Source organism: Limosilactobacillus portuensis (genome assembly GCF_028607025.1).
Taxonomy (GTDB): domain Bacteria; phylum Bacillota; class Bacilli; order Lactobacillales; family Lactobacillaceae; genus Limosilactobacillus; species Limosilactobacillus portuensis.
In genome coordinates this window covers 1,247,076-1,271,739 of sequence record NZ_CP117296.1, presented here as the reverse complement: position 1 = coordinate 1,271,739, position 24,664 = coordinate 1,247,076, and the positions used below count along the sequence as shown (strand labels likewise).

Sequence of the window (24,664 nt, the reverse complement as noted above, 5' to 3'; positions counted from 1 at the left end):
GTTGCAAAACTATTTATCCTCCCTCTTAAATAATTTCTGCCAGAAATGTTTCTTTGATGGTTCCTGGTTTGTCGACGGCTGAACTTGGGTGTTAGGATATCTCTTTTTGACGTCGACTGGTAACTGATAAACAGCTGTTTTTGCGGCTACAACGACAGCTAACGAATCTGGATCAGTTCGAAATTCTGGTTCGGTTTTTAATGTAAAATTAGCATTAGCTGCAGTGGCGCTTTTGATATAATCACGTAACTCAGCGTGGGGAAGGTTACCATTAAGGAAAACTTGGTTACCAATCCCTCGCCGTAATTCTTTAGAGACAGCAAATGACCAGTTTCGTTCTTGAAGCTCAGCAACACTGATTGTAAGGCAGACCCGTTCACGAAAAGTACCAAGATATTTTCGCTGTTCGTCTGGTTTGATCTTTGGCGGACCATAAATTGCGTTATCGATCCGTTGTTCCGTTGCTGATTTATCTTCTGTCATGGCTTAACCTCCCGTTGATAATATATCTAACTATTATACCAATAATGATTAAGCGGTGGTAGAAAAGAGCATTTGGTAAAAGATGCGAAGCTTGATTTGCGTGATTAGACTCGGCAATTTCGGAAATTACTAGTAATAGTAAAAGACTGAGAAAAAACAAAACGTTTTTCTCAGCCTCTCTAATCGCGGAAATTAATTACCAATATCAAGAGCTTGGTGCTTTAGTTTAGGGAAAATCTTCTTATCAGCCCAACCAGTAATTGCTCCCTGGAAAGCAAGAGCAAATAAGGTTCCAAGACCAAAGTTGTAAATTCCGCCTTGCATAACAGCAGCAATGATTGCCATGATTGTCGGTGGAATGTATGATAACCACATTGCAATTGTTGCGTTCCCCTTGCAGTAACGGAAGCGGATAATTTGGAAGAGGTCATCGGCTGGGTGAAGAACTAGGTTAGCCCGCTGGTAGATTGAAATGGCAGTTCCAATAAGGGCAACCCCTAAGAAGTTAATGAATACGTAAAGAATAATCATTGGTAGGGTAGTTGCATCAGGCATAATTCGGTTAAAAATATTTGAAAACCATTGGATAAACAGTGAGAATGGCAACATAAAGATAAAGTTACCACCGATCCGCCGCCAATCCCATTTGTGCATCAAAATTGCATTAAGGACGGAGGTTAACATTCCTAGTACCATAAATGCCCAGAAAAGGGTAGTGGGCTTGTTCCCGAGAACAGCAATCCCAAGGTTGTTTTCGGCAGCTGTCCAATATGCTGAACCAAGAAATTGGGGATGAATGTGTGAACTAGTTACTAGTGTCAGAACGTTCCCCATTGAATTGATTACAATTGAGAAAGCAAAGAGAGCCCAGCTAGCGGCCAAAGAAATTGTTCGTTGCTGTACTTGTCCTTGTGTTGGAATATCATCGTTCATAATTATGCTCCTTTGATCTGTGAACTTATAAATCGTGAAAGTATTCACGCTTATTACGGAAAATAAATTTACAACCTTATGAAAGGGTTGTCAATAGTGCGATTGTGACATATTAACTCTTTATAAATAAATTTATTAAATTATATGTTAACCGGTTAACATATAAGTGATTTTAAAAACAAAAATTGCAATTAAAAAATTTTTCGGTTATTTTGATTAGAAGGAGGTAGATAATGAAAATTATTATTTCACCAGCACGAAGAATGAAAAGTGATCCTGATTCTTTACCTTATGATTCCTTACCTCAATATCTGGAACAGAGCCAGGAAATATTGAAGTGGTTAAAGACATTAACATTTAAACAATTACACCGGTTATGGTGGAATTGTAGTGAGCAACTTGCGCAAACTAACTATCGACGCGTTAAAGAAATGACCCTTACTGATAATCTCACCACCGCAGTTTTAGCCTTTCAGGGACTTCAATACCAGTACATTGGTGCAGGAGTAATGACCGAACGTCAGTTAGATTATCTTCAAGATCATTTGCGAATTTTATCAGGGCTCTACGGAATCCTTAAACCGTTTGATGGAATTTCTCAATATCGTCTGGGAATGGGTGATCGAGCAACGGTTAATCATACTAAGAACTTATATGAATTTTGGGGTGATCGCTTGTATCAGGAGCTGTTTCGGGATGATCAATTAGTGATTAATCTCGCCTCAAATGAATATTCAAAGGCAGTCAAACCATTCTTGCAGCCAAAAGATCGAATGATTACCTGTATTTTTGGCGAAGAAGTTAACGGTAAGATTAAGCAAAAGGCAACCTTGGCAAAAATGGCTCGAGGGAATATGGTTCGCTTCTTAGCAGAAATTGACGCAACCAAGGCATCTGATTTAAAAGAGTTTTCCGTTGGTGGATATCAATTTCGAAAAGACCTTTCTACAACTGAAAAGTTTTATTTTGAACTTCAGAAACATGAAAAATGAACTAATAACAAAACGAAGGTCACAAGTCTTACCAGATCAGACTTGCGACCCTCTATTTAAAGAAAGAAATTAGTAGCTATGAACCTATACTCAATAATTGTGGGAAGGAAAAGTAGGTTGAACTGATACAGTATCAGATTCAATGTATTTTTTCACTAGTGAGAAAACTCTTAATTTAATGCATTATTTTATGTTCAATTATTTTAGATTGTTTAGTTTTGAAAGTCACGTTTTAGCTCAACAATAAACTGCTGAACATGACTCACTTCGAAAGCAGCGCGATAAATAATTCGTTGTCTTTCAATTATCTCAAGGCTCTTGGGATGTGGATAAGTGGGGATTTACTACCTTAAATATATTGACAAGTGTTGCTATAACTTTAGGACGTAGGCATTTCAATAAGATAGAAGGCGGGATAAAGCGGAGACTCCTAGGTAAGATTTAGAAAGAACGAATTATATTAATAATCCACTTGTGCTAATCAAATATAAATAATAATTACTATTTACAGTTATGAATATATAATATTTTTTATTTTTAATCAAATGAAATGATCGGTAGATCCATTCCCTTTTAATATCGGCTGATAATCCATAAGGGAATGTCTTTTTTATAGTTAGGAAAACAAAAAGGAGCCGGAAATTCCGACTCCTTTTTAGGAACTTAGTAACCTTAAAGATTACTTGTTGTAGCGTTTACTGTAATTTTTACCGATTTTAAAGAGCTAAAAATTCTATTTCTAGCCGTTACCTTTCGTTACCAATTTTGAAGTTGGGACACTTTTCGGGACACCAATTTGTGAAAGTGCATTGTCGATTTGCTTATCTCCTTCTTTTTTGTATTCGTCAATTAAATAAGCATACCGATTAGCGGTTGTGGTGATATTACTGTGCCCTAACCTTTTACTTATTGCATATAATGGAACGTTATGAGCTAGCAAGTAAGCGACATGAGAGTGACGTAAGCTGTGAAAGTGAAAGTTAGGCTTGTCAATGTTGCACTTCTTTAGAAACGTTCTCAACGTACGGTTAACAGATGAAGAGCCGGGCATTTTACCGTAAGTTGGGTTCATAAAGACAAGCTGTTCATCATTGCCTTTTAACTGTGATAGCAGGTCAAGAAGTTCATCGTTAACGTGGATAATTCTATTTGATGATTGCGTTTTGGTTGGCTTGAATGGATTGTCTGGTGTTCCTGAAAGATAGTTCCATGACTTGTTGATTGTGATCGTTTTAAAGCTGAAATTAACATCGTTCCAAGTTAACCCAGCAATTTCAGATAATCGCATTCCAGTATAAATTGCTGTCAAAATCATATACCGAGTTGTGAAATAGGGGGTCAACTTAAATTCCAGGGCGTTAGTTAATCTGTTCAACTCATCAATGCTAAGATACTGTACTTTTTTGACATTCTCATCATTCCACACTAATTGCGCATTAGCAGTGAAGTCCTTATGAATGATTCCGTCAGCCATTGCAGATTTAACACAAGTTTTAAGGTAGCTATTAACCTTGCTGACTGTTGGTTTTGAATGGCTTTTACCGAACTCGTTGATGAATAACTGGTACTGCCTTCTCGTGATATTTTCTAGCTTAGAATTACCAAAATATTGATTAATAACGTTGATGCAGTAACTATAAAATTTAGCGGTTGCTGTTGAGACGTTATTTTTCTTATAAGTATCGTACCAATCTTGATAGTATTTTAAGAACGTGGGGTTAAGTGAGGTTAGAACGCCATTATATTTTTGAATTTCTAGTTTTGCACCGTACTCCCGTGCTGCTGATTTAGTCTTAAACCCTGATTTTGACTTTTTATGTTGCTTACCAGAAGCGTCACGCCACGTTACACGAACCATGTAACTTTTACCACGTTTTACTATTTGAGCCATGATTAATTCACCTCTTTTTAATTAAAAGAGGGCTATATTACTTCAAAAGAAATAATATAGCCCTCGCTCTTAATAGAGTAATAGATATAGACCATTTAGTAGAAAATGGTCGGCATTTCTGTCGATACGTTTATTATGTCATATAGTGTTATATTATTCAATTATTTTAATTAATCCCTGTCTAATCTTATCTAAATTTTCAGGGGAAATCTGTGTATTTCCTGAAATTGTATAGTGGCTTAGCTTTGCAACACGTAACTTGCTGACCGACTTAATATCAGAAATGACAGCATAAGATTGCTTATTATATCTGTTTAATTTCTTAGCTAACTCCTGCATCTGTTGAAGATTATCATTTAGTTCACTAATAGTATCATCTATATTTTTTTGGAAAATGATCGCAGTCTCAACGAATGATACAAAATCAAAAATATTCTTATGCTGTTCCCATGAGTCAGCTTGTTTTATTTGTTTGATTAAGGATTCAAGCTCATCATTTTTAGATGGGCTTAGTTCAATCTTATAATCTGATTTAGGAAAGTCTTTTATGTTATTGTCGTTAATAAACTTAATGTCATTATCTGTGAAAGAAAAATGATTATTTTTATGGCTACTAGTGAACTCCTCAAGCCTGTTAACAACTTTTTTGATCTTCTTTTGCTCTTCGGCCTTACGTGTTTCAATTAGTTCATTTATACCGGACATTAAATCGTATCCTAGATCTATATATCCTCTGTGATAATGAGATGATAATGGAACAACCGTAACCTTCCGTTTATACTTAGTATCATCATTGTTAATAACAACCCCGAAATGTTTTCCACCCAATTCGTTACCAATCGTTACACCATAATCAATCATAACAATAGTACCCTGGCGAAATCGCCTATAATAATGTGGCAAATTATTTTTAATTTCTTTATCAAGTAGATATCCATATGACGACATCCAATTAGGTAATCTGGATACTTTCCAATTGGAAGGGTCTCCACCATAATAAATATCATTAAATTTAGAAATCTTTTTTCTTTTTTGTTCCTCACTATATTCAATCATTCTTTCAATTCACCTCTTCGTACGTATGTTCATTTTACTTTCTTTTTAAACCGCTCCACAAATACCGGTGGGGCGGTTATTTTTATTTTTCGTTTAGTTTATGGAGTTCCTTCTTAATTTCCTGCAAATCATGATGAATAATGTAAGCACTAACTAAGCTTGGGTCAGTTCCTATAATATTGCCACTATCTACTGAATCTTGAATTCTTGAAATAATCTTTTTATATGCTAACTCATCATCGAAGTTTGATAATTTTTCATCTAATTTTTTTATTTGGTCTTCACGTGAACTGAATAACCCCATAGTTACAACTTCCTTTCTTTTAGCAATGACTCTATTTCATTTAACTTATCCTCTAGCCTTTTATTTTGCCGTTTTAACTCATCAATTTCATTATTTGAACTATTATTTTTAGCAAAAATGCTTGTTAAGCTACTAGTTAACATACCAATTAGTCCAATTCCGATAAGCATGTCAATAACTGCTGCAATTTTCCCTAAACCTGTTGCTGGAGAAATATCACCATAACCAACAGTCGTTGCCGTTGTAATTGACCACCAAAGAGCAGTTTCAAAACTAACCTTTTCGGATATACAAAAGATTGACGACGTTATTATCATAACTGCCAGACTGATATACAGATAATACATTAATCCATTAATCTTTAAAAATTTTTCGAGCCGACCTACAAGACCAACTAAACGAGCAATTCTAAGTATCTTGAATAATCTAATCAGTCTACCTATACGGTTAATTCTGAACAGTGAAAATATTCCACTTGCAGGAATAATAGATAGTAAGTCAAAAACATTATTTTTGATAAATCTAAGCTTATCTTTTGAAAATATTAGTCTAGCGAAATAGTCAATTGCAAAGATTATTAAAATACCATTATCAATATAGCTGTATGGTGGACTAACAATATTAATTTCGTTGCTATAATCCATGACCATAAGCAGAATGGATATAACGGCTAAAGTAGCCATTGAAGCATTATAAAGTTTAATTGTTATCTGGCTTTTCATTATTAATTTTTACTATTGATTTCATAACTCCTCATAATTTCAGCTTTTATCGTCATCAGTATTTGGACACACATTAATTATTTCGCATAATACTCTTTAATTTCTTCACTTACTACACTAGAAAGATAGTGTGGCACATGAAAAGCTTGCATGAAATTAGCACTGTTAACACATTGAATATCTGTATCTTGACAATAGAACGGGATCAAAAGCTTAACAGCTCCAACGTTTGCCTTATATTCCACAGATTCTTTACCAGTAAAGCAGGCGTGGTAATAATAAACATCGCCTTTGTCTCCATGAATGACATGCGACATTTCATGAGCTAATTGAAAAACGAATTCTTTAGGATTATGCCAATCAAGATTCATTACTACACGTCTGTATTCATAACTACTACCCGGTGGGGTAATAGGCGAAAAATGTTTCCACTTAATGTCAATATGATATTCTTTAGCTTTTTCTAATAAATAGTCACAAGCTTCCTCTACTCGTTCATAAATCATTCCTCATCACCACGCAATAAACGTTTCATGTACTCTAGATCTTCTGGTGGAATTTCTCTCCCTTCATATGTAAAGATAGTATCTTTATCTGCAAGATCGGCTGTTTTCTTTTTCTCGGTTTCGCCAAGCAAGTAGTCTGCGGATACTCCTAAAACCTTAGCAACTTTATTTAAAGATTGTGTACTGGGAGTTTTTGAGTTCCAACGATATATACTATTAATTCCTATACCGGCTTCTTCTGCTACTTTTTGCAGTGACCATCCTCTCTTTTTTGATAATTCCTTAATTCTGTCTACAGTTTTCATATCAATCAAACCTTCTTTTGACTATTTTTATCACGAATGATTAAAAAACAGTTGACAATTTATCACGAATGATTGATAATAAGATTGTCAACAAGTTAAGTAACATAAACAAAAAGCCATAAACGCCGTAAAATAACGGTTTTTGTTTTAAGTTGATTTTATCACGAGTGATAGAAACAAGCAACAAGTTGATAAACGTTTCAAGAGAGGGGGAATAGGCTATGTCAGTAGAAAACGAGCTTGAAAAGGCAACAGCTGATGTAGAGCGAAACATTAAGATGAAGCTTCTTGAGCGTGATATGACACAAGCTGAGTTATCACGTTTGCTAACCATTAATCGTCAACAAGTTAATCGCGCAATCAAGGGTGACAATTCGCCTAAAGCGTTTGAAATTCGCAAGAAGATTTACCGTGTTCTGAATATGTAGGAGGTGATTTGATGAAACAAGAAAAAGTAAAAGAAATTGCTAAAGCGATGAGCGGACTCAGCTATCGTGAATTTGAAGAAGTAGCAAGCATTATTGAAGCGAGCTATCACGTAACAAAAAAAGAACTGACCTCCGAAGAGATCAGTTCAGCAATTAAGAACGTACATTAGTCATAAACGATTTGCAACAGATAAGGACTAATGCGATATTCCTTGCCCTCGTAAATCAGTTCTAAGTAAGGCAACTGATATGCGGAGTTAAACATGTCACGTTTTTCCGGTGCATAGATTTTAGCATTTTCTTCCCACCAGATTAAAGGCGACTTGTGATGAATGCCAACTTCGCAGTTGGGGTCAGATGTTAAATCAGTCCAACCCATCGGGGCTAAATTGGCATAAATATGTTTTTTGGGCTCCATTAATATTCACCTCCTTTCATTAGGAGATGAATTAATTATAGCAAAAGAAAGGAGTTGATTAGATGGCACAGTTGAGTATTCCCATTCCAGATGAGCAAATTAATTCTGCTGTGCATGAGGTAGTAGAAAAAATGAATCTCGTGCCGAAGAGTGATTTGCAAGGAATTACCTGGACAATGGACGAGTTTCGTAAGAAGTGTTGTGGCGGCAAGTCACCAACTTGGGTACGGACATTCATTTTTGACGAGTTTCCTGAAACAGACTATGCAAATGGTGGTTGGTGCTTGGCACCACATAAAACTGATGGCATCAAAGGAACTACTATTTTTGCTTACGAAGCTACCCGGTGGATGGAAAAACATAAATATGACATCGACTGGGAAGCTAAAACAGCATAAGGAGGTAATCATGACACAGATAGTATTTTTTGCAGCAGTAGCAATCGCAATGCTGATTGTGCTGGGTAATTCGTTTCAAGAGGTAAAGAAAAAAGCCACCTCGAAAGGAGATGACTAAATGACAGCATGGATACTGTTTTTTCAACTAATAACGTTAGCAGCATCATTAATTGGATTGTATTTCAACCTAAAGGAATGAGGAAACAAATGATTAAAAATAGCTCAATTAAATGTGCTTTAGAAACTTATGAATCATTAAAAAAGAACAATTTTACCGATAGGCAAATCAGTAAAATTGCTCAAATAATCTTAGCTCTCACTATCAACGATAAGAGCTGGCCTAATTAAAAGTCTTTCTTTTCAAGTGACTTCAAGAAACCATTGTAAGCACGCTGATAGTAATCGGTAATAGCATCACATCCATCTGCATTACCTGACACGGCTTTTTCCCACATTTCAAATGAAAAGCCTTGTCCGTCAGCACTTAAATGATTAATACCATGACTAAGCATCAGCATTGCCAAATCATGAGCACGTTGTTCTTTATCAGTCATACAATTCACCTCCTTTCATAGGAGATGAGTTAAGCATATCACATTGAAAGGAGGTAAGAAGTCATGATTAACGAAGTTCTGCACTCACGGTTGATAGCATTCGCACTTGGAGCGTGGATGGTTTACTGCGGTTCAATCGGTGCATATGACGGGGCATTATTTATCCCAATGATTTATGCGCTGCTACTGCTACTCAATCACATGGATCAAAAAAAGAGCACTCGTTCCGCAAAAACGAATGCTCAAAATAAGTAATAAATCAAATATAGATTCGAGGTTAATTATAGATGGAAAACATTTTGAATGCAATTAAAGATATGCCATTAAAGGCTGCTTACTACATGGGTAAGCGTGACGCTTATCGGAAAGAGTTAGCTGATGAGCTTGCTCTAGCTAAGGTTAAGACTACTCCAACTCAGATCGGACGCATCAAAGTTTATTACCTTCTAGCAGATTCTTTTGATGAGCGATTTGCTGAAGAAATGGGGTGGATCTAGTGAATAACATTAATTGGGATAAGTGGTTTGAGGACGATAGTGAGTCCATGTCTAATTGTCCTTGGATTGACCATACACCATATGACGATGGTACTTACTACGGTGACGAAGACGAGGAGGAAGACTAATGGAAACAACCGATTATGCACTCGATGAAGCGGCGGCTATTAATCTTCGCCTGCGTGAATATCGAGCTAACAAGAAGAAACTTGAAGCAATTGATGAGTCCGAACGCTCTGAACTGCAAGAAGTTAAGCAGTTTTATGACTACAAGCGGAATCAGCTTGAAGAAGATAATGAACGGCTTAAACAAGAACTACTTGGGTTTATTGATACCGAGAATGGTCAAACATCAGTGACTACCTCAATGGGGAATGTTCAAGCACGGACCACAAAGGATAGCTGGAAGTGGGGAAGTAAAAGCATCCAACAGAAAGCGATGAAGTCATTACCGAGTGAACTACTTAAAACTGTAACTGAATTAGATAAGCCAAAAATCAAGGAAGCAACCACTATTACCGATGATGGCAAGGTGGTACTGAATGATACCGGAGAAATTATTAATGGCTTATTTGGTATCAAGGGTGGTCAAAAACAAGTAGTCATTCGATTGGACAAGTGAGGTGTTCATCATGAAGTTCTATAAAGCTGGAGAAATTCCAGAAGTTCCACACATGTACTTTATTTATGGAGATGGTGGAACAGGTAAGACAAGCCTGTTTAAACAATTTCAAGGTAAGAAGATTTTATTTAGTTTTGACCGCTCAACCAATCCATTACGAGGTCAGAAAGATACAGACTTCATGGTCATTGAAGAACAAGATTTTGCTAATGTTCAAAATTTAGTAACTGGTTTTATTCAAAGAGTTATTAATAGCGGTGATTACGATGCAATTGCATTAGACAACGTTAGTTCACTGCAAAATATTGTACTGGATAACATTGACCATGCCTCGAAAGATAATCGACAAAACTATCAAAAGTTGCAGTTGTGGTTCCGTCAGTTAGCAACTATGTTGCGAGAAAGCAATATGACAATATTCGCAACGGCACACCAAATAGATAATGGTGCAGGAGGTCTTACCGGAGCAGGACGCTATGGCGCCGATATGAACGAGAAAACGTTTAATGCCTTTACTAGCGTATTTGATTTCGTTGGACGCTTGTACGTTGAAGATGACCAGCGCTGGATTGATTGCAACCCAGAGAGCGGTAATCACGGTAAAAATCGAATTGATGAACGAAAGAAGTTTCGTGCGGAAGAATTAATCGAACCTAAACAAGAAGAACCAAAAGAAAAAGGAGCTGCTTAATCATGGATAACCAACCAGTATTATTTATAACTAATCATAGAAATGTTTTCGGATCACAGGTACCAGATGAAGCTGGTATTTATAACGTTTCTGTTTCACCACAATCAATCGCAAAAAATTCTAGCAATAATAATCCAATGGCTTCAATGAATTATGTGGTGCTTGACGGAACACAAAAGGGTAAACGTATTTTTGACCGATTAACTTGGACTGCTAATACTCAAGAGAATCATGACTTATCAGTTAAGCGATTTAATACTGCGATGATGGCAGCAGGCTTTCAAGACGGAATTAAAATTCATTCTATTCCAGAATTTGTTCAACAAATGACTAATCAACGGCTTGCTGTTGAAACTGAATGGCAAAGAAGTGATAACGGCAACTATTATTTGAATGTTAAGAGCTACCAGCAGTTGCTTGCTAACGGTAGTCAACCTAATGGTATCAAGAGACCTCAAAGCAATAATCAAAACAATAAATTTGGTAATAGCAACTACAACAATAATCAAAGTCAAGCACAATCATACGGTGGTGACGGTGCACCAATTGATATTGATGACAGTCAACTACCGTTCTAAGGACTGACAAATGATGGAAACAGGGTCAGCTTGGATTCAAAAGGGCTACGGAATAATTAAATATGATGTTGAACCTAACTGGGAACACATCGCAACAATTAATGATGGCAACCTTCAAGGTGTCCCTGTTGAAGTTAACTATGTGGACCCGAGAAGAGCAAGGCCACGTCAAAGACGACTCTATTATGCGTTGCTTGGCGACATCATTAATTGGTCCGGTGAGGCTAAGGATTACCTTGATGAATATTTCCACAATCTTTACTGGGAAAAAACATGTGGTCAAGAAATTAGTTTAAGTAATAACACAACCAATACGGTCAGTGACGCTAAAAGAATGATTGATTATGTGATTGATTTTATCTTCGACAATGAGGTTCCGGTTAAACAGGGCTATGAATTATTGCCGAGAAACGAAGAACACTTCCAGTATCAAAGCGTAATGCATAAGAGCTGTTTAATTTGCGGACAGCATGCAGATGTTCACCATATCGACACGGTAGGCATGGGAAGAGATCAAACAAAGGTGGATCATACTAAGCACCGAGTAATGGCACTATGTAGGATTCACCATACCGAATATCACAAAATTGGTCCTAGTGAGTTCTGCAAGAAGTATCACTTAACTAAACCTGGTATCAAGTTAAGTGAGGAAGATTTAAAGAAACTAGGTATCAAAGGAAACTATAACGAATAGGAGGTGAAGTCATGAATTACCTGAGCATCAGTATCAATTTTGCACGACAGATTCCAATGCTAAATCCCACAACAGGAGAAATTGCGCTGTTTCATGCCCTCTTGGATTTAAAAAATATTGATATGAATTTCAAAGACAAAACAGGCAAGAAAAAATCTTGGGCGGATGGCTTTGATCCAACAAGTGCAACCTTACAACTATACAGTGGCTTATCAGCCAATGGAATAGTAAAGGCACGTGAAAAACTGAAAGCTCTAGGGTTGATTGATTTCAAATCCAGAGGACGAAGAAAATCCACTGTTTACAAGCTGTTAGACCTTAGTAGTGATAAGAGTGCATTTAACAGTAGTGTTAATAGTAGTGATAACAGTAGTGATATTAGTGGGGATAACAGTAGTGATAACAGTGTGCCCCTTAATAAAACTAAACAAGACAAAACTAAACAAAATAATAAAGTGTTAAGTGACGCACGCGATGAAAAATCAATTTCAGATGTTTTTAATCTCTGGGAGTCAAATTGGGGATTTCCAAACGGAATTGCTCAACAAGATTTAACCGAGTGGACTAACCAGTTTGGCGCTGACTTAGTAATACATGCGATTACTTTTGCACTACGGCGAAATATTAACTCTAAGGGCGCCGATCGCTACCTAGCCAGAACGTTTGAACGTTACCAGCAAGAAGGGATAACCACCGTTGAACAGGCTGAAAAAAGAGAAAATCAGCATCAACAACAGGCTAGTCGTGAATACGGGGCTAGGTCGTTCAACAAGCCAAAAAGGCGTGAACCAATACCAGAGTGGATGCGAAAAGACCTTGAGGATAAGTCCAAACAAAATCCTGATCCACGTATTCAGCATGGCTATGTAATGCCAGATGACAGCATGGATCCAATACCAAAGTGAGGTGGAACAAATGATAACAGCAGCTAGAAGAAAATGGGCTTCCACGATTAAGCAACTAGAAGTTTTACCCGAAGATAAATTCATTGGCGATGATGGTGTCGTTTACTACAAAGCTAGTGGGTCTGTTAAGTCTAACCTGCGTGTAGCTGTGTATTATCTTGGGTGCCTTGACGAACGAGGTGAAGAATACCAAGTGCCGTTTGACCGAAAGAAGTTTGAAAGCTTGTTGAGTGAGCCTGTTGGGAAAAAAAAGCTCGATGAAGCAATCAGGATTAAGCATGAGTGCGCCAAGATGGCTAGGAGAAATGCGTATGAAGTTTGAACGACTGAAAGCCCTGTACGAAGCTGGAGCTAACGTACACTACAAAGGCAAGTTGTGTGAGATTATTGGCATTAATTACTTGAATCATACCGTACAAGTTGCAGAGGTGGACCAGATGTTTCCGGATATTTACGAAGTGAAAGCGAGTGAGCTGGATTGAACTTTAAAGGTTTGAAAATGACACTAACTCACCTTGGTGTGGCAGTAACCCAGTTAAACAACTACAAGATGCGCTTTGTCGGCAAAGGATTTGCTGGTGAATGTGAGCTGTTAGGTAGTCAACGTGAGTACACAAAGCTGGTACGGATAGGTGTTAACAGTGATTATGAGCATGACCAGTTAGTAAGAGCGCAGGAATTAATAGCCGAATGGCAACGGGGAAGTGAACTTGAATAATGGATTTGAACAAAAAAGAGCTAGAGAAGATTGTTCAGCAACTTGAAGAACAGGCAGCTGAAAATCTAACTCTAGCAAATAGAATCAAACGTATTATTAATGCTTTGTAACATCAATAACCATTGTATCGGGATTAATACCACGCTTAATTGAATTGATAGTACGCTTGGCTGATTCTTTATAGTAATAAGTTTCACTAGTAGCAACTACTTCATGATTGTCAGAATTAATTAAGAAATAGTATTGACCATTGGTTGCTTTATGAATAGAAAAATACATTATTTAATTCACCTCACTTGTGACTGAATTGCAATTAATTATTTATTCAAAAGGAGATTTATTATTAATTGCTAACTAACCATATCACAAGATATTGATATAGAAAAGAGGATAATACAATATGATGTGGAAATTGGTACAAAATCAATTAGAAAAACAATCAATGTCGGTTTACCGCTTGTCAAAGCTGACAGGGATACCTAATCCAACGATATTTTCTTACAAGAACAATGGCGTTGAGCCAACTTTCAGTAACATGATCAAGATAGCTGATGCATTAGGGGTTAGCTTAGATGAATTTAGGAGTGATAAAGAAAATGGATAGTGTGTTGTATGGCATCATCTGGTTTACCATAGCGCTTGCGGTGCTGGTAACTATGAGCATAGTCGGTGGCTGGATAATGGTACCGATGATACTAACAGCAGGTCTAGCATTCATTGCAGGGCGAATTCATGAAGGGTGGTAGTGATGATTTATCCAAAAACAATTAGGGGCTATAAAGCAACTCCTCATAAAATTGTCAGGAACGTGGATGGTGAATGGTATGAATCAAGACCAACTAAGGAAATCTGGCCCGCAGGTAGCGATGTACCTGATGTTAATGGTGAATACGATGGTGGCTATGATTGTACATATCGGTGGTTTCCAATTGGCAAAGATTATCCAAAAGGCGAATGGTATGAAATTAAACCTAATCTATATGGTTGGGAGATGGATTTCAAACCCGGTCAAAAGCCTTTAAGTGCCTACTATTGGCATGACGGGGAGCCTAAACCAACTTTTCACGAATACAAACATATTGACGGAATCCTAAAGCACGCTAAAACAACGTATAAAGAGTTACCTTTTTAGGAGGTCAGCAAAGATGAAGATTGATGAATTTATCGAAAAAGTAAACGAACATGATGGAATGCGGGCTAAAAAAGTCGATAAAAAGATTGTAATCGGCACACCAGATAATATGGGAATTTTCTTTATTCCAGAAGATGCAACTAACTTTATTGAAATTGATACGTGTGCAACGAGCAATAGTCTGTATTGGAATAAGGCAGATCGTGAGTATTTATCAGCATTGATTGAAAAACTTCTTCATACTCCAGTTAAGGAACGTTTTCCAGAAAAGATATATTGTCTAGCAACTATGCGATATATTGAAGGGCCAATTGCCATTAAGCAATACGTTACAAGTTTTTACGCTAATGGTGACTGCATGAAGTTTAATTTTGGAAGCAAAGAATATGCCCACAAATTTACAGATGAAGATCTGAGCATTTTATCTGAATGGTTCCCCAAAGAAGCGTTTGATGCAATGAAAGAACCGATGGAGGAATAACAATGGAAAAAGGACAAACAATTTATGTAGCTGTGTATTGCACAGGATGTTATAGCGACTATCTTGAGCAAGTTGTGGGAATTGCTGACAGCAAAGAACGAGCGCTAGAACTGGCTAAGCAAGCAGCAGACTACGTTAACTCGCAAGAACACTGGTGGTTTGATGATGACAGTATTGTTATCCGTAAGTACAAGTGGAATGAATTCTTGTTTAACAATTCAAAAGCATGTCGTTCTTTATCAACTTTAGTGGATGGGGAAGAAGTTGACGTGTATAAAAGCGGAGAAGGATATAGTAATAAGTTTAAACCAGTGGAGGATAACTAATGAGTATATACGACTTACTAGCAATCACAGCAGCCGGAGCAGTTGGCTTCGTTCTGGGAGTAGTAACAACGATTAAGGTCGACGATACGCACGAAAGGATTAAGCGCAAGTGAAGCATTTTGGGAAGAAAGTTCATTACAAGGATTGGGACTTTGATTCGATTAAGGAACGTGACTTCTTCATTCAGTTCATCGAGAGCAGTGGAAAGAAGTTCAAAGTTCATCCAAGCTACAAGGTAGTCAATAAGTTTTCGGTTGGTGGATATAATCAGCGTGGAATTACGTACGCACCAGACTTTGTTGTATTTAGCACTGACGGAGCCGTTGAGCACGTTTACGATGTGAAGACGGGAATTAATCAACGAGCAGTCGATACGAGCGCTAAGCTACGTTTTAAGCTGTTCTCACTAAGAACTGGATTACCGGTTGAAGTAGTTGTTCCTCATCAACACGATTTCAAGATGAAATTATTCGGGTTTACTAATCCGAGGATTCAAGAAGCACATGCTCAACACGATATTCATGGTAATGTTCGACGAAGGAAGAATGGAGAACCTTACTACGACTACTATAACGTATACAAGAGCATTGATTATGATGTGCACGACTTAATCGGATTTTAGGAAGAGGCATGAAATCAAAGAAAAAGAAAGCAAAAAAGCCGTCTCCGGAAGAAGCGGGAACGGCGGAAGGAAAATGAATTGAAGAGGGAACGTCAAGATGGACTTGATTACACCGGATCTAAGCGAAGCTCTTAATGCTATTGATAACTGGGGTGCGTTGCGTGAAAAGATAGATAACGTTTTACCACCCAATGATTGGCGAATGAAAGAGATTATCAAGTTTAGAAAACAGATAGCTTCTGCTGAGAAGTTACGTGAACAGCATGATATAAAAGCTATTCGACAGGAATTAGCTAAACGCAAGCTTACGGATAAGCAATATCAAACAGAGTTCTTATATCAGCATGGCTTATCTGCTGGAAAAATAACGAAAATAATTGATATTCCTAAGAGCACAGCCGATCAGATTATTTTGAACTATCGAAATAACCACTATGGTGAAAATCGAAAGGTCTTAAAAATAACTGACGCTTTGGCACTAATGAGAGCCGAATAAAAAAGACGCTCTACCATGAGAGCGCCCTTGAGATATTAATTAAAGCAAATCAATTATATCACAAGGGAGAGTGCTAATGGTGGCGTTGTTCGATGAGTTAGACGTAGATGAGACCTATCGTGCTGTAAGATGGTTCTTCTATGAACGATTACCAGAAATTAAGCGAAAAGCTGGAGCATGGGGAGATTATAGTTCGCCATCTATTGACGGTATGCCTAAAGCCCCCTCTGCTGGTAATGGTTCTGAGAGAAGAATGATTAATCATTCCCGTTATGCTAGCGCCTTGTATGCTGTGCGTTATGCAATTAAAGGGTGCAGCCTAACTAGTCAAAAGATAATTCAACTGAAATATATTGACGAGTTGCCTAACTGGAAAATTAAAAATCAAATTGGCTATAAAGGAAATGGGACCTATAACAAGTTAGTTAAGCAGGCAGCCTTAGAATTTGCGGATTGTATTGAACCGGCTTGTGACTATTATTCTGTTGAAGAAAAGATAATCCCAGACCTCCATACTAAATTTGGGACAAAAATGGGCCAAAACGAGGCAAAAAAGGGGCCAAATTGGGGTCATCACGGGGCTACTTTATAAGCAATAATGGTATTGTCGAAAGAATAAGATGTGACCTGAGCACGAATGACTTCAGCATTCACGTCCTTAAACTGCTTAATAATACGACTTTATTGACTCTGGCAGAGGAGTAGATGAGTTACTACCAGCAACTCAGGATTCTCTCTGTTAAGTGTGTGGAACGGTAACCAAGCCGGAGATGGATGCAAGTTCCATAATCCACGTTGAGACTAGCATGTACTTGCCATACACATTTCGATGATGTAAAGAAACACTTCCTTTGTATTTATGTATACCGGCTCTGCTAGTCTCACGGTAGCCGTGCTGTTATCAGCAGAAGAGTTCTGTAATCTAACTCAGCGGCTAGAAGATTACAATTATTCAGAACACTAACGTCCGTTACAGGAGTAGGCGGAAAACTACGACCGGGTGCGGGAGTTAATTAGTTCTGATTATGTGGATACGTGAAGTTAGACACCAAGCGACAACGCTTGCGGGGGCAGTTCCCGGTATCTACTATGTAAAGCTAGGTAAGTTTCGCCTTCGTAAGAAGAAAGAGTGATAGATACTCTACGGAGCCTATTGCGGGGCGAGCGCTTTACATTATGCTGATAAAGGTTAAGGCTGAACCCCTTAATGGTATGGTTCGATTCCATACATCAGCATTGGAAGCACAAATAATTTTAGGAAGGTGATTGACCCCTTCTAAAAAGTTAACAAGTGTTCCACCAGTTTCGCCTAATAATTGGTCAGTTGGGGATGATTCAATGAATAATAACAATTACGCAACCCATGATGAATTAAAGTTATCAGAACAGAAATTAAATAGTAAAATTGAAGTTTCAAATGAAAAGACCAGTGGGAAAATTAATGTTTTGGATGTAAAAGTTGATTCTCTAGGTGATAAGGTTAATGGAATTAACTCAAAATTAAATTGGGTTATAACTTTAATAATTGGCAGCATGTTAGTTCCTATCTTTATTAAGCTATTTGTAAAATAAATATATCTTTAGAAGTCAGCCTAGCGCTGGCTTTTTTATTGGAGGAATACATATGGTAGGCAACGAAATTCTTTTCGTCGAACTTGAAAACGGTAAAACATATCACACTTTTACATATGATGGTGCGGATATTCCAAGTATGCAGTTCTTCGATATTGAAGGTAAACCAGTAAGCAATCCTCATGGAATGCCAGATGTTTCGACGTGGCTTTACGATATTACAAGCAAAAAGTTACGTCTACCATACAGGATGCCTAATACTGAATGGATTGCAGCACTTTTCTTGGGAGTGAAAAATATGAGTGAACATAATTTGAAACTAGTTAAAGAACGTGATGATTTAGGATTGAAAATCAATAAGTTAAAGAAGTTCATGCATAGCGATGATTTTCATAACTTGGATGAAGATGATCAAGAACTGCTTAAGGCACAAAAGAGTGTCATGAAGACTTACAAGCATATCCTGAATGAACGGATTTTCTGGGAAGTTTAGCAATGAAACATTATAAGAACTGGGGCGTGAGCTGTGGTGCAGAAGTATACATGATGGCACATGCTGAACAGCATAGAAAGGAGCTTGAACGTGAGCGTAAAGCTGTTCAAAGGCGATTGCCTAGAACTACTAAAACAAATAAAAGATGAATCAATTGATTTAGTCCTGGCCGATCTACCTTATGGAATGACAGCTAATAAATGGGATTCGGTTATTCCCTTAACTCCACTATTTGAACAGTACCAACGAATTATTAAGCCACATGGTGCTGTTCTTTTATTTGGGATGGGTAAGTTTGGTGCTCAATTAATCATGAATGCTCCTAAGAAACTATCGTATCGTTATGACTGGGTATGGCAAAAAACAATGCCTGTTGGTTTCCTATGGTCACACCATATGCCATTACGGGCTCATGAAAATATATACGTGTTTTATAAGCATTTGCCAACTTATCACCCACAAATGCGATTGGGCTTTAAGCCGTATAAAGGGCATAGTCAAGGTGCCGGACATAATTATCATAAAGCGAGTGGAAACTATAAGCCGATTGATTCCAAACACGGTGAACGATTCCCAATTGATGTAATTAATTTTGGCAACGGAAACAATCATAGTAATCACCCAACAGAGAAGCCGATTGGTTTATTGCAATATCTAATCAGGACATATACTGATGAGGGTATGACCGTATTAGATAACACGATGGGTAGTGGTTCTACTGGTGTTGCAGCGGTTAGCCTTAACCGCAACTTTATTGGTATGGAGCTAGATGAGGACTATTTCAAGATTGCAAAGGAACGTATAGAAAAAGCCGACAGGTCAACGCTTGCCGGCTTTTAAAGTATATAGAAATAGAAAATAATCTTATAGAAAATTACGATTTTGAAAAAATTAAGTAAATAACTAAGAAATAGTTCCTTTATGTAATCATAGAATTGATGAAGATTAATCTCATCAAATTGTGCAGAAAGGAGTGCTTTTTATGAAGCAGGAATTCTATTCAATTCTGGCAGGTATTTTGGCTCTTATTATTGTGTCTGCTTGTCCACAAATGTTAGTTATTGTGCTTGTTATTTTTGCTCTTGGATTACTAGCAATTTAGATTGGTAAAGGCGATAGCTTAATGGCTACCGTCTTTTCTTTTACACTGAATCAGAAAGGTGGTGTGGCGATATGCCATGAAAAAATTGGATAAAATTGGACAATCTGGCCCTTTTTATCAATTGGATAAACGTCGTAGAAAAGCTGTTAGATTGCTGTTTGAAGACGAATTAACGGACGAACAAATTGCTGAAGCTGTCCAACGGCGTAGATCCACACTAGATAATTGGAAAAACGATGAATTGTTTAAGGCGGCTCAACAACAATATAACCATTTGGTCGTCAAAAGAAGCTTTGAAAGTAGGGCATTAAAGAAACTTGTTGATTTGCTAGAAGCTAAGTCGGAGATGGTTCAGCTTCAAGCTGCCAACTCAATTTTGAAGCTTTCTGGTATGTTGTCAGATAACAGTACACCAGAGTTAGATAGAGCGAAGATTCGTAAGGCTAATGCTGATGCTCGGGTTGCTGAAGCCAGAGCGAAGGCGCTTGAAGATAATGGTCAAGATATGGAACTACTGCTTAATAAGATGTTAGATACCATCACAAAGGAGGATAAGAGTGATGAGCCTAAGTGATTACTTAGCACCAAAACAATTAGAAGTGCTTCACTCTTATCTGAATGATGATTTTGGGATGATGATTCTAACTGGTGCTGTTCGTTCAGGCAAGACTTTCATTGATAATCTGCTGTTTATCTATGAGTTAAGGCGAACAGCTAGGCTTGCTAAGGAACATGGCGATAAACATCCCCAGTATATTCTTGCTGGTGCTAGTTCAGACAGTATTAACAAGAACGTGATTATCTCGTGCATGAACCAGTTTGGTGTTGAGTTTAAGCTTGACCGTCACGGCCATTATCATTTATTTGGCGTTGATATAACACCCGTTTCGACTGCTACGATGGCAGGATTGAAAGGCGCTCGTGGTTTTACTGCGTATGGAGGCTATGTTAACGAAGCGACGCTTGGTGTAGAACCTGTATTTCAAGAAATACTTCAGCGTTGTTCTATGCCAGGATCACATATCATTGTGGATACCAACCCAGATAACCCGCAACACTGGTTGAAAGTGGATTATATCGACAAGGAAGACAAGAAGATGAAGAAATTTGTCTATCACTTTACGATTGACGACAACACCCACTTGGCGCCAGATTATGTTGAACGGATTAAAGCTTCAACTCCATCAGGGATGTACTATGATCGAGCTATTAAAGGCCTATGGGTCACTGGTGAAGGTGCTATTTACCGTGATTTCAATGAAAGGAAGATGGTCGTTGATGGAGCACCAAAAAAACTTAAATATTATGCCGGGGTCGACTGGGGATATAATCACCCTTGCTCTATCACGGTGTTTGGAATTGATGAGTTTGGTAGGTACTATCTGGTTGACGAATATACGGAGAGATTTAAGGAAATAGATTACTGGACTAATGTAGCTAAGAAATTACAACAAAAATATGGTTATAACATGCCGTTCTATTGTGATACTGCAACACCAGCGTATATCCAACACTTCAAGAACGCTGGAATTAATGCATTGAATGGATGGAAGCAAGTTGTTCCCGGAATTGAAATAGTAGCGTCTCTTATGAAACAGGGGCGCTTTTTTGTATGGAAGAACCATACTCAGAAGTTTATGGAAGAAGTTTACAACTACCAATGGGACGATAAAGCGGAGGACAAGCCTGTTAAAGAGATGGATCACGTAATGGATTCCATGCGGTATGCATTAGCTACTCCAATTCATTTGGAAGAGCTTAAGAAACAACATCAAACTAATAGTCGAAACAACATTAAAGCCGGGCTTAAGAGATTCGGTTTATAGTGAGGTGATTAAATGTTACAAGATAATCCTGAATTGTATTCACGGTCAATTTTAAATGGCAAGCGGTGGAATACGCAGGTTAATCAGACATATGTTATGCCTGACAATGTATTTCATAAGATTTTTGATAATCATAATCCATCAGGAATTGCTACAGTTGTTCAAAAATTTGTTGAACGTCATTCAACGCAAGATGCTCCTCGGATTGCCAAGCTTCAACGTTATTATTTAGGTGATAATGATATTCATTACTGGATTAACAATAAGAAGCAAATGGGACGAGCTGATAATCGAATTGCTTCTGGCTTCGCTAAATTTATTACTAATATGCGTGTTGGATATATGTTAGGTAAACCAATTCAATTCAAATATAATGAGGAGAAGGGTGATCCTGACACAATGGTCGATGAAGATTTAAAGGACTTTAACGAAAAAAACGATGAGCAATACCACGAAAAAGTTATGAAGACTAATCTATCTGTTACTGGTCGAGCTTACGAACTTCTTTATGCCGATGAAGCAACAGAAGATGAAGACGGTAATGTTGCTACACCAGAAGTTAAAATGCGGGCTATTGACCCAGCAACTGCCTTTGTGGTTTACGACACGTCAATTGACCGCCATTCACTGTTTGGCGTTCGTTATTACGTTGTTAATTATGATAATCAACAGCAATATTATGTTGATGTTTATACAGCTGATACTACTTACCATTTTCGGTCAAATACAACTAACGAAGATAATAGTGGTGACTATACTTTGCTTGGCCAAGAATCAACTAACTTTGGGGCAGTTCCACTTACCGAATTCATTAACAATGAGAATAAAACTGGAGATTGGGAATCTAAGCTTGACGAGATTGACGCTTACGATTTAGCGATGTCAGAGATGGCTAACAGTGAAGAAGATTTTGCTAATGCTAAGCTTATGTTAAATGGTGATATTGATTTTAGTGATGACCTAGTTACGGTTAAGAATTCGGATGGTACTGATATGGTTGATAACAACGGCGAACCAGTTCAGGTGCCAAGGATTGATACTAAAGACCCGTTTTTATGGTTAAAGCCAGCATTCCATGATAATGCTAACGGAACAACAGTCGTTCCTTCATCTGCTCAATACTTGACCAAGCAATTAAATGAACAGGGATGGCAAACCTATATTAATCAGTTAATTACTGATATCCATAAGGATACTAATACGCCAAACACCACAGATGATGCATTTAGTGGTCAATCATCAGGAGTTGCACTTATGTATAAACTATTTGGTGAAGATCAGGAGCGATCAATGCAGGAAAGTTTATACACTCGTGGAATTATGCGTCGTTTACGGTTGCTTGGAAATTACTGGAAGTATAATCAGGAACTTAGTGATCCCGATGTTATGAATAACTACAAACCAGACTATTACCCGAATTTACCACGTAATAATGCTGATATTGTACAGATGGCAGTCCAATTAAATAGTTTGGGTATCTTAAGCGATCAGACGATGCGTGAGTTTATTGCAACTGTTACTGGTGTATCCGCTGATGCCGAAGAACAACGACTGGAAGAAGAAAAGAAAGCGGATCCTAATCAAAATACTTATGGTTTCGACCAAGCCCCTCTTCAAGGAGTTAATCCAGCTGATTTAGCTGAAGCAAGAAATCAGGCTGAGCAACAAACAGAACAGCCTAAGTCACCAATTGATTTTATAGCTCAACATCAACAACGAGATGATGATAATGCTAAGTAAAAACCAACAAAGAAGACTGATTCGCTCGACATATGGAACCAGCGCTCAATTCATTAAGCAGATAAAACAAATGTATCGTAATGCTAATCGTCAAATTAAAGGCGAAATTAGTGCTTTTTTAGCTAGTGAAAATTGGTCATCTCCAGCGGAAAAAGACGATATACAGGATGCTGTGGAAGAATTAAAGCATTTTAATAACAGTGTGGCTCCACTTGCCGCTTTTTATACCTCTAGTCTTTTGCTGGGTCACCCTAAACAATCTGATGTTTTAACCGCACGGGTTGCAGTTCCTATGATTAAAGTTGGTCAATCAATTCATAATATGATGCAGCACTGCGGTAGTAAGATACCCCGTGATGTTCAGAAAATTAGTAGAACTCAGCAAGTAGTTACACCGGTAATGCACCATATTCCTTACAATTATGACGTTATGCTTCAGAAATCTGTGTCACGTACTGTAACTCAACGCAAAAGTGTTGAGGATAATATTAATCGCAATATTCATCAAACGATTACAAAAATTAGTAACGTATGCCAACAAGCAGCACAAGATAGTGATGGCAAACATGATTATATGAAAGATATTGAACGCATTCTAAGTGGTAAAGATGGTTCAGGTGGTGCTAGCGCACAAGCTGAAACTACTATGCGAACACAAACTTGTCGTGAGCTAAATAATTCTACAATTGCAGATTTTCAAGCACGTGGAGTTGCTCAATATCGTTTCTTATCTCTTGAAGCTGCAAATAGTTGTCAGGACTGTACTGATTTAGATGGAAACATTTATAACATTGAGGATGCACAAGAAGGTGTTAATCTACCTCCTATGCACCCTAATTGTCAGTGCTGGATTGAAGAAGTTGAAGATACCACTGATGAATATGGTAATGGCGATGATTTAGAAGTAACAGAGGATAGCTAATGAAGACAAAGATAAAAACTTATCAAGTAACTTATTGGGACGGACCTAGTCCTGAAGATATTTCAAAGGGATTTTGGCATAGCCTTAAATTAAAAATAAGTAATGAAACCTTGGATGCTTTATGTAATGGTATCCCGTTTATATCAACGACAACGTTAGATGGCAAAGAAACTATTTTAATGTCGTCAAATATTACGAAGATAACAGAAATTAGTTAGCAACTATTCGAAAATATCGAACAGTTGCTTTTATTTTGG

Annotated in this window: 41 protein-coding genes; 30 read left to right on the top strand and 11 right to left on the bottom strand. The window is 37.6% G+C overall.

All coding sequences use genetic code 11. The annotated features are described in order from the left end of the window. Window positions 1-9: 9 nt before the first annotated feature. On the bottom strand, window positions 10-483 hold the full coding sequence (locus tag PRK60_RS06555) for a YueI family protein (RefSeq protein WP_102168080.1): 474 nt from the start codon (window positions 481-483) through the stop codon (window positions 10-12). A gap of 192 nt (window positions 484-675) precedes the next feature. Next, the gene (locus PRK60_RS06550) at window positions 676-1,416 is read right to left on the bottom strand and encodes a DUF6198 family protein (protein WP_219721687.1); all 741 of its coding nucleotides are present in this window, start codon (window positions 1,414-1,416) and stop codon (window positions 676-678) included. A 233-nt stretch (window positions 1,417-1,649) separates the two neighbouring features. On the opposite strand from PRK60_RS06550, the gene yaaA reads away from it, so the two are divergent. Next, window positions 1,650-2,408: a peroxide stress protein YaaA gene (yaaA, locus tag PRK60_RS06545; protein ID WP_102168081.1), complete on the top strand. Its 759-nt coding sequence runs from the start codon at window positions 1,650-1,652 to the stop codon at window positions 2,406-2,408. A gap of 739 nt (window positions 2,409-3,147) precedes the next feature. Here yaaA and PRK60_RS06540 read toward each other — a convergent pair. From PRK60_RS06540 to PRK60_RS06515, 6 genes are all read right to left on the bottom strand, one after another. Continuing rightward, window positions 3,148-4,299: a tyrosine-type recombinase/integrase gene (locus tag PRK60_RS06540; protein WP_273645836.1), complete on the bottom strand. Its 1,152-nt coding sequence runs from the start codon at window positions 4,297-4,299 to the stop codon at window positions 3,148-3,150. Between the two features lie 153 nt (window positions 4,300-4,452). Continuing rightward, window positions 4,453-5,355, bottom strand: a complete 903-nt coding sequence (locus PRK60_RS06535; protein WP_273645835.1) for a type II toxin-antitoxin system PemK/MazF family toxin — start codon at window positions 5,353-5,355, stop codon at window positions 4,453-4,455. 82 nt (window positions 5,356-5,437) lie between these two features. Then, window positions 5,438-5,659 (bottom strand): hypothetical protein, encoded by a 222-nt coding sequence (locus PRK60_RS06530; protein WP_273645834.1) that lies wholly within the window; start codon window positions 5,657-5,659, stop codon window positions 5,438-5,440. A gap of 2 nt (window positions 5,660-5,661) precedes the next feature. Continuing rightward, window positions 5,662-6,381, bottom strand: a complete 720-nt coding sequence (locus PRK60_RS06525; protein ID WP_392391022.1) for an ion transporter — start codon at window positions 6,379-6,381, stop codon at window positions 5,662-5,664. A gap of 77 nt (window positions 6,382-6,458) precedes the next feature. Continuing rightward, entirely contained in the window at window positions 6,459-6,887 is a 429-nt protein-coding gene (locus PRK60_RS06520) for an ImmA/IrrE family metallo-endopeptidase (RefSeq protein WP_148444604.1), read from the bottom strand. Continuing rightward, a complete protein-coding gene (locus PRK60_RS06515) occupies window positions 6,884-7,192 on the bottom strand; it encodes a helix-turn-helix domain-containing protein (protein ID WP_273645832.1) in 309 nt (102 codons plus the stop codon). Before PRK60_RS06515 ends, PRK60_RS06520 begins: the two co-directional genes overlap by 4 nt. Window positions 7,193-7,413: 221 nt before the next feature. Here PRK60_RS06515 and PRK60_RS06510 point away from each other — a divergent pair, with 221 nt between their 5' ends. Both PRK60_RS06510 and PRK60_RS06505 read left to right on the top strand, forming a co-directional pair. Then, on the top strand, window positions 7,414-7,620 hold the full coding sequence (locus PRK60_RS06510) for a helix-turn-helix domain-containing protein (RefSeq protein ID WP_273645831.1): 207 nt from the start codon (window positions 7,414-7,416) through the stop codon (window positions 7,618-7,620). 11 nt (window positions 7,621-7,631) lie between these two features. Beyond that, window positions 7,632-7,790 carry a hypothetical protein gene (locus tag PRK60_RS06505; RefSeq protein ID WP_273645830.1) on the top strand — a complete coding sequence of 53 codons (159 nt, stop codon included), beginning with the start codon at window positions 7,632-7,634 and terminating at the stop codon, window positions 7,788-7,790. Here PRK60_RS06505 and PRK60_RS06500 read toward each other — a convergent pair. Further along, a complete protein-coding gene (locus PRK60_RS06500) occupies window positions 7,787-8,038 on the bottom strand; it encodes a hypothetical protein (RefSeq protein WP_153704196.1) in 252 nt (83 codons plus the stop codon). The two genes, PRK60_RS06505 and PRK60_RS06500, sit on opposite strands and share 4 nt — an antisense overlap. A gap of 62 nt (window positions 8,039-8,100) precedes the next feature. On the opposite strand from PRK60_RS06500, the gene PRK60_RS06495 reads away from it, so the two are divergent. Then, a complete protein-coding gene (locus PRK60_RS06495) occupies window positions 8,101-8,436 on the top strand; it encodes a DUF771 domain-containing protein (RefSeq protein WP_273645829.1) in 336 nt (111 codons plus the stop codon). Between the two features lie 344 nt (window positions 8,437-8,780). On the opposite strand, the gene PRK60_RS06490 is transcribed toward PRK60_RS06495, so the two are convergent. Continuing rightward, the gene (locus PRK60_RS06490) at window positions 8,781-8,990 is read right to left on the bottom strand and encodes a hypothetical protein (protein ID WP_148444598.1); all 210 of its coding nucleotides are present in this window, start codon (window positions 8,988-8,990) and stop codon (window positions 8,781-8,783) included. A 63-nt stretch (window positions 8,991-9,053) separates the two neighbouring features. Between PRK60_RS06490 and PRK60_RS06485 the strand changes: the two genes are divergently transcribed. From PRK60_RS06485 to PRK60_RS06435, 11 genes are read left to right on the top strand one after another with little or no spacing between them, the layout of a single operon-like run. Beyond that, entirely contained in the window at window positions 9,054-9,245 is a 192-nt protein-coding gene (locus PRK60_RS06485; RefSeq protein ID WP_273645828.1) for a hypothetical protein, read from the top strand. Window positions 9,246-9,277: 32 nt separating this feature from the next. Then, window positions 9,278-9,487: a hypothetical protein gene (locus tag PRK60_RS06480; protein ID WP_273645827.1), complete on the top strand. Its 210-nt coding sequence runs from the start codon at window positions 9,278-9,280 to the stop codon at window positions 9,485-9,487. Continuing rightward, window positions 9,487-9,615 carry a hypothetical protein gene (locus tag PRK60_RS06475; protein WP_273645826.1) on the top strand — a complete coding sequence of 43 codons (129 nt, stop codon included), beginning with the start codon at window positions 9,487-9,489 and terminating at the stop codon, window positions 9,613-9,615. Before PRK60_RS06480 ends, PRK60_RS06475 begins: the two co-directional genes overlap by 1 nt. Beyond that, window positions 9,615-10,109, top strand: coding sequence for a host-nuclease inhibitor Gam family protein (locus tag PRK60_RS06470; protein ID WP_273645825.1), 495 nt, complete (start codon window positions 9,615-9,617; stop codon window positions 10,107-10,109). Before PRK60_RS06475 ends, PRK60_RS06470 begins: the two co-directional genes overlap by 1 nt. A gap of 10 nt (window positions 10,110-10,119) precedes the next feature. Next, entirely contained in the window at window positions 10,120-10,800 is a 681-nt protein-coding gene (locus PRK60_RS06465; RefSeq protein ID WP_273645824.1) for an AAA family ATPase, read from the top strand. A gap of 2 nt (window positions 10,801-10,802) precedes the next feature. After that, a complete protein-coding gene (locus PRK60_RS06460; protein WP_273645823.1) occupies window positions 10,803-11,378 on the top strand; it encodes a DUF669 domain-containing protein in 576 nt (191 codons plus the stop codon). Window positions 11,379-11,388: 10 nt separating this feature from the next. Further along, the gene (locus PRK60_RS06455; protein WP_273645822.1) at window positions 11,389-12,072 is read left to right on the top strand and encodes a putative HNHc nuclease; all 684 of its coding nucleotides are present in this window, start codon (window positions 11,389-11,391) and stop codon (window positions 12,070-12,072) included. An 11-nt stretch (window positions 12,073-12,083) separates the two neighbouring features. Continuing rightward, on the top strand, window positions 12,084-12,977 hold the full coding sequence (locus PRK60_RS06450) for a DnaD domain protein (protein ID WP_273645821.1): 894 nt from the start codon (window positions 12,084-12,086) through the stop codon (window positions 12,975-12,977). Window positions 12,978-12,987: 10 nt separating this feature from the next. Then, a complete protein-coding gene (locus PRK60_RS06445) occupies window positions 12,988-13,299 on the top strand; it encodes a hypothetical protein (protein WP_273645820.1) in 312 nt (103 codons plus the stop codon). Beyond that, window positions 13,289-13,459 (top strand): hypothetical protein, encoded by a 171-nt coding sequence (locus tag PRK60_RS06440; protein ID WP_273645819.1) that lies wholly within the window; start codon window positions 13,289-13,291, stop codon window positions 13,457-13,459. Before PRK60_RS06445 ends, PRK60_RS06440 begins: the two co-directional genes overlap by 11 nt. Beyond that, the gene (locus PRK60_RS06435; protein ID WP_269295884.1) at window positions 13,456-13,695 is read left to right on the top strand and encodes a hypothetical protein; all 240 of its coding nucleotides are present in this window, start codon (window positions 13,456-13,458) and stop codon (window positions 13,693-13,695) included. Before PRK60_RS06440 ends, PRK60_RS06435 begins: the two co-directional genes overlap by 4 nt. Window positions 13,696-13,791: 96 nt before the next feature. Here PRK60_RS06435 and PRK60_RS06430 read toward each other — a convergent pair whose 3' ends face one another. Next, window positions 13,792-13,974: a YegP family protein gene (locus PRK60_RS06430; RefSeq protein WP_273645818.1), complete on the bottom strand. Its 183-nt coding sequence runs from the start codon at window positions 13,972-13,974 to the stop codon at window positions 13,792-13,794. Between the two features lie 121 nt (window positions 13,975-14,095). Between PRK60_RS06430 and PRK60_RS06425 the strand changes: the two genes are divergently transcribed. From PRK60_RS06425 to PRK60_RS06355, 15 genes are all read left to right on the top strand, one after another. Further along, window positions 14,096-14,299 (top strand): helix-turn-helix domain-containing protein, encoded by a 204-nt coding sequence (locus PRK60_RS06425; protein ID WP_316243088.1) that lies wholly within the window; start codon window positions 14,096-14,098, stop codon window positions 14,297-14,299. 144 nt (window positions 14,300-14,443) lie between these two features. Continuing rightward, complete coding sequence (locus PRK60_RS06420; protein ID WP_273645817.1) at window positions 14,444-14,827, top strand: hypothetical protein; 384 nt, start codon at window positions 14,444-14,446, stop codon at window positions 14,825-14,827. 13 nt (window positions 14,828-14,840) lie between these two features. Then, complete coding sequence (locus tag PRK60_RS06415) at window positions 14,841-15,308, top strand: hypothetical protein (protein ID WP_273645816.1); 468 nt, start codon at window positions 14,841-14,843, stop codon at window positions 15,306-15,308. A 2-nt stretch (window positions 15,309-15,310) separates the two neighbouring features. Further along, the gene (locus PRK60_RS06410; RefSeq protein ID WP_273645815.1) at window positions 15,311-15,634 is read left to right on the top strand and encodes a hypothetical protein; all 324 of its coding nucleotides are present in this window, start codon (window positions 15,311-15,313) and stop codon (window positions 15,632-15,634) included. 109 nt (window positions 15,635-15,743) lie between these two features. Next, window positions 15,744-16,256, top strand: coding sequence for a DUF1064 domain-containing protein (locus PRK60_RS06405; protein WP_273645814.1), 513 nt, complete (start codon window positions 15,744-15,746; stop codon window positions 16,254-16,256). Window positions 16,257-16,353: 97 nt separating this feature from the next. After that, window positions 16,354-16,752, top strand: coding sequence for a hypothetical protein (locus tag PRK60_RS06400; RefSeq protein WP_273645813.1), 399 nt, complete (start codon window positions 16,354-16,356; stop codon window positions 16,750-16,752). A gap of 76 nt (window positions 16,753-16,828) precedes the next feature. Then, window positions 16,829-17,344 carry an ArpU family phage packaging/lysis transcriptional regulator gene (locus PRK60_RS06395; RefSeq protein ID WP_273645812.1) on the top strand — a complete coding sequence of 172 codons (516 nt, stop codon included), beginning with the start codon at window positions 16,829-16,831 and terminating at the stop codon, window positions 17,342-17,344. A gap of 674 nt (window positions 17,345-18,018) precedes the next feature. Beyond that, entirely contained in the window at window positions 18,019-18,324 is a 306-nt protein-coding gene (locus PRK60_RS06390) for a hypothetical protein (protein WP_273645811.1), read from the top strand. 52 nt (window positions 18,325-18,376) lie between these two features. Next, window positions 18,377-18,817: a crAss001_48 related protein gene (locus PRK60_RS06385; RefSeq protein WP_273645810.1), complete on the top strand. Its 441-nt coding sequence runs from the start codon at window positions 18,377-18,379 to the stop codon at window positions 18,815-18,817. 90 nt (window positions 18,818-18,907) lie between these two features. Next, window positions 18,908-19,657: a DNA-methyltransferase gene (locus PRK60_RS06380; protein WP_273645809.1), complete on the top strand. Its 750-nt coding sequence runs from the start codon at window positions 18,908-18,910 to the stop codon at window positions 19,655-19,657. A gap of 338 nt (window positions 19,658-19,995) precedes the next feature. Beyond that, the gene (locus tag PRK60_RS06375; RefSeq protein ID WP_273645808.1) at window positions 19,996-20,493 is read left to right on the top strand and encodes a phBC6A51 family helix-turn-helix protein; all 498 of its coding nucleotides are present in this window, start codon (window positions 19,996-19,998) and stop codon (window positions 20,491-20,493) included. Next, window positions 20,480-21,745 carry a PBSX family phage terminase large subunit gene (locus tag PRK60_RS06370; RefSeq protein WP_273645807.1) on the top strand — a complete coding sequence of 422 codons (1,266 nt, stop codon included), beginning with the start codon at window positions 20,480-20,482 and terminating at the stop codon, window positions 21,743-21,745. The genes PRK60_RS06375 and PRK60_RS06370 overlap by 14 nt, the downstream gene beginning before the upstream one ends. 12 nt (window positions 21,746-21,757) lie before the next feature. Next, complete coding sequence (locus tag PRK60_RS06365; RefSeq protein ID WP_273645806.1) at window positions 21,758-23,485, top strand: phage portal protein; 1,728 nt, start codon at window positions 21,758-21,760, stop codon at window positions 23,483-23,485. Beyond that, on the top strand, window positions 23,475-24,407 hold the full coding sequence (locus PRK60_RS06360) for a minor capsid protein (protein WP_273645805.1): 933 nt from the start codon (window positions 23,475-23,477) through the stop codon (window positions 24,405-24,407). Before PRK60_RS06365 ends, PRK60_RS06360 begins: the two co-directional genes overlap by 11 nt. After that, a complete protein-coding gene (locus tag PRK60_RS06355; protein ID WP_269296114.1) occupies window positions 24,407-24,625 on the top strand; it encodes a hypothetical protein in 219 nt (72 codons plus the stop codon). Before PRK60_RS06360 ends, PRK60_RS06355 begins: the two co-directional genes overlap by 1 nt. The last annotated feature ends 39 nt before the right edge of the window (window positions 24,626-24,664 follow it).

Bases quoted from the DNA above. Each gene is read 5' to 3' on its own strand.
- PRK60_RS06555 (WP_102168080.1), bottom strand. From the start codon at position 483: ATGACAGAAGATAAATCAGCAACGGAACAACGGATCGATAACGCAATT.
- PRK60_RS06550 (WP_219721687.1), bottom strand. From the start codon at position 1,416: ATGAACGATGATATTCCAACACAAGGACAAGTACAGCAACGAACAATT.
- yaaA (WP_102168081.1), top strand. From the start codon at position 1,650: ATGAAAATTATTATTTCACCAGCACGAAGAATGAAAAGTGATCCTGAT.
- PRK60_RS06540 (WP_273645836.1), bottom strand. From the start codon at position 4,299: ATGGCTCAAATAGTAAAACGTGGTAAAAGTTACATGGTTCGTGTAACG.
- PRK60_RS06535 (WP_273645835.1), bottom strand. From the start codon at position 5,355: ATGATTGAATATAGTGAGGAACAAAAAAGAAAAAAGATTTCTAAATTT.
- PRK60_RS06530 (WP_273645834.1), bottom strand. From the start codon at position 5,659: ATGGGGTTATTCAGTTCACGTGAAGACCAAATAAAAAAATTAGATGAA.
- PRK60_RS06525 (WP_392391022.1), bottom strand. From the start codon at position 6,381: ATGAAAAGCCAGATAACAATTAAACTTTATAATGCTTCAATGGCTACT.
- PRK60_RS06520 (WP_148444604.1), bottom strand. From the start codon at position 6,887: ATGATTTATGAACGAGTAGAGGAAGCTTGTGACTATTTATTAGAAAAA.
- PRK60_RS06515 (WP_273645832.1), bottom strand. From the start codon at position 7,192: ATGAAAACTGTAGACAGAATTAAGGAATTATCAAAAAAGAGAGGATGG.
- PRK60_RS06510 (WP_273645831.1), top strand. From the start codon at position 7,414: ATGTCAGTAGAAAACGAGCTTGAAAAGGCAACAGCTGATGTAGAGCGA.
- PRK60_RS06505 (WP_273645830.1), top strand. From the start codon at position 7,632: ATGAAACAAGAAAAAGTAAAAGAAATTGCTAAAGCGATGAGCGGACTC.
- PRK60_RS06500 (WP_153704196.1), bottom strand. From the start codon at position 8,038: ATGGAGCCCAAAAAACATATTTATGCCAATTTAGCCCCGATGGGTTGG.
- PRK60_RS06495 (WP_273645829.1), top strand. From the start codon at position 8,101: ATGGCACAGTTGAGTATTCCCATTCCAGATGAGCAAATTAATTCTGCT.
- PRK60_RS06490 (WP_148444598.1), bottom strand. From the start codon at position 8,990: ATGACTGATAAAGAACAACGTGCTCATGATTTGGCAATGCTGATGCTT.
- PRK60_RS06485 (WP_273645828.1), top strand. From the start codon at position 9,054: ATGATTAACGAAGTTCTGCACTCACGGTTGATAGCATTCGCACTTGGA.
- PRK60_RS06480 (WP_273645827.1), top strand. From the start codon at position 9,278: ATGGAAAACATTTTGAATGCAATTAAAGATATGCCATTAAAGGCTGCT.
- PRK60_RS06470 (WP_273645825.1), top strand. From the start codon at position 9,615: ATGGAAACAACCGATTATGCACTCGATGAAGCGGCGGCTATTAATCTT.
- PRK60_RS06465 (WP_273645824.1), top strand. From the start codon at position 10,120: ATGAAGTTCTATAAAGCTGGAGAAATTCCAGAAGTTCCACACATGTAC.
- PRK60_RS06460 (WP_273645823.1), top strand. From the start codon at position 10,803: ATGGATAACCAACCAGTATTATTTATAACTAATCATAGAAATGTTTTC.
- PRK60_RS06455 (WP_273645822.1), top strand. From the start codon at position 11,389: ATGATGGAAACAGGGTCAGCTTGGATTCAAAAGGGCTACGGAATAATT.
- PRK60_RS06450 (WP_273645821.1), top strand. From the start codon at position 12,084: ATGAATTACCTGAGCATCAGTATCAATTTTGCACGACAGATTCCAATG.
- PRK60_RS06445 (WP_273645820.1), top strand. From the start codon at position 12,988: ATGATAACAGCAGCTAGAAGAAAATGGGCTTCCACGATTAAGCAACTA.
- PRK60_RS06440 (WP_273645819.1), top strand. From the start codon at position 13,289: ATGAAGTTTGAACGACTGAAAGCCCTGTACGAAGCTGGAGCTAACGTA.
- PRK60_RS06430 (WP_273645818.1), bottom strand. From the start codon at position 13,974: ATGTATTTTTCTATTCATAAAGCAACCAATGGTCAATACTATTTCTTA.
- PRK60_RS06425 (WP_316243088.1), top strand. From the start codon at position 14,096: ATGATGTGGAAATTGGTACAAAATCAATTAGAAAAACAATCAATGTCG.
- PRK60_RS06420 (WP_273645817.1), top strand. From the start codon at position 14,444: ATGATTTATCCAAAAACAATTAGGGGCTATAAAGCAACTCCTCATAAA.
- PRK60_RS06415 (WP_273645816.1), top strand. From the start codon at position 14,841: ATGAAGATTGATGAATTTATCGAAAAAGTAAACGAACATGATGGAATG.
- PRK60_RS06410 (WP_273645815.1), top strand. From the start codon at position 15,311: ATGGAAAAAGGACAAACAATTTATGTAGCTGTGTATTGCACAGGATGT.
- PRK60_RS06400 (WP_273645813.1), top strand. From the start codon at position 16,354: ATGGACTTGATTACACCGGATCTAAGCGAAGCTCTTAATGCTATTGAT.
- PRK60_RS06395 (WP_273645812.1), top strand. From the start codon at position 16,829: ATGGTGGCGTTGTTCGATGAGTTAGACGTAGATGAGACCTATCGTGCT.
- PRK60_RS06385 (WP_273645810.1), top strand. From the start codon at position 18,377: ATGGTAGGCAACGAAATTCTTTTCGTCGAACTTGAAAACGGTAAAACA.
- PRK60_RS06375 (WP_273645808.1), top strand. From the start codon at position 19,996: ATGAAAAAATTGGATAAAATTGGACAATCTGGCCCTTTTTATCAATTG.
- PRK60_RS06370 (WP_273645807.1), top strand. From the start codon at position 20,480: ATGAGCCTAAGTGATTACTTAGCACCAAAACAATTAGAAGTGCTTCAC.
- PRK60_RS06365 (WP_273645806.1), top strand. From the start codon at position 21,758: ATGTTACAAGATAATCCTGAATTGTATTCACGGTCAATTTTAAATGGC.
- PRK60_RS06360 (WP_273645805.1), top strand. From the start codon at position 23,475: ATGCTAAGTAAAAACCAACAAAGAAGACTGATTCGCTCGACATATGGA.
- PRK60_RS06355 (WP_269296114.1), top strand. From the start codon at position 24,407: ATGAAGACAAAGATAAAAACTTATCAAGTAACTTATTGGGACGGACCT.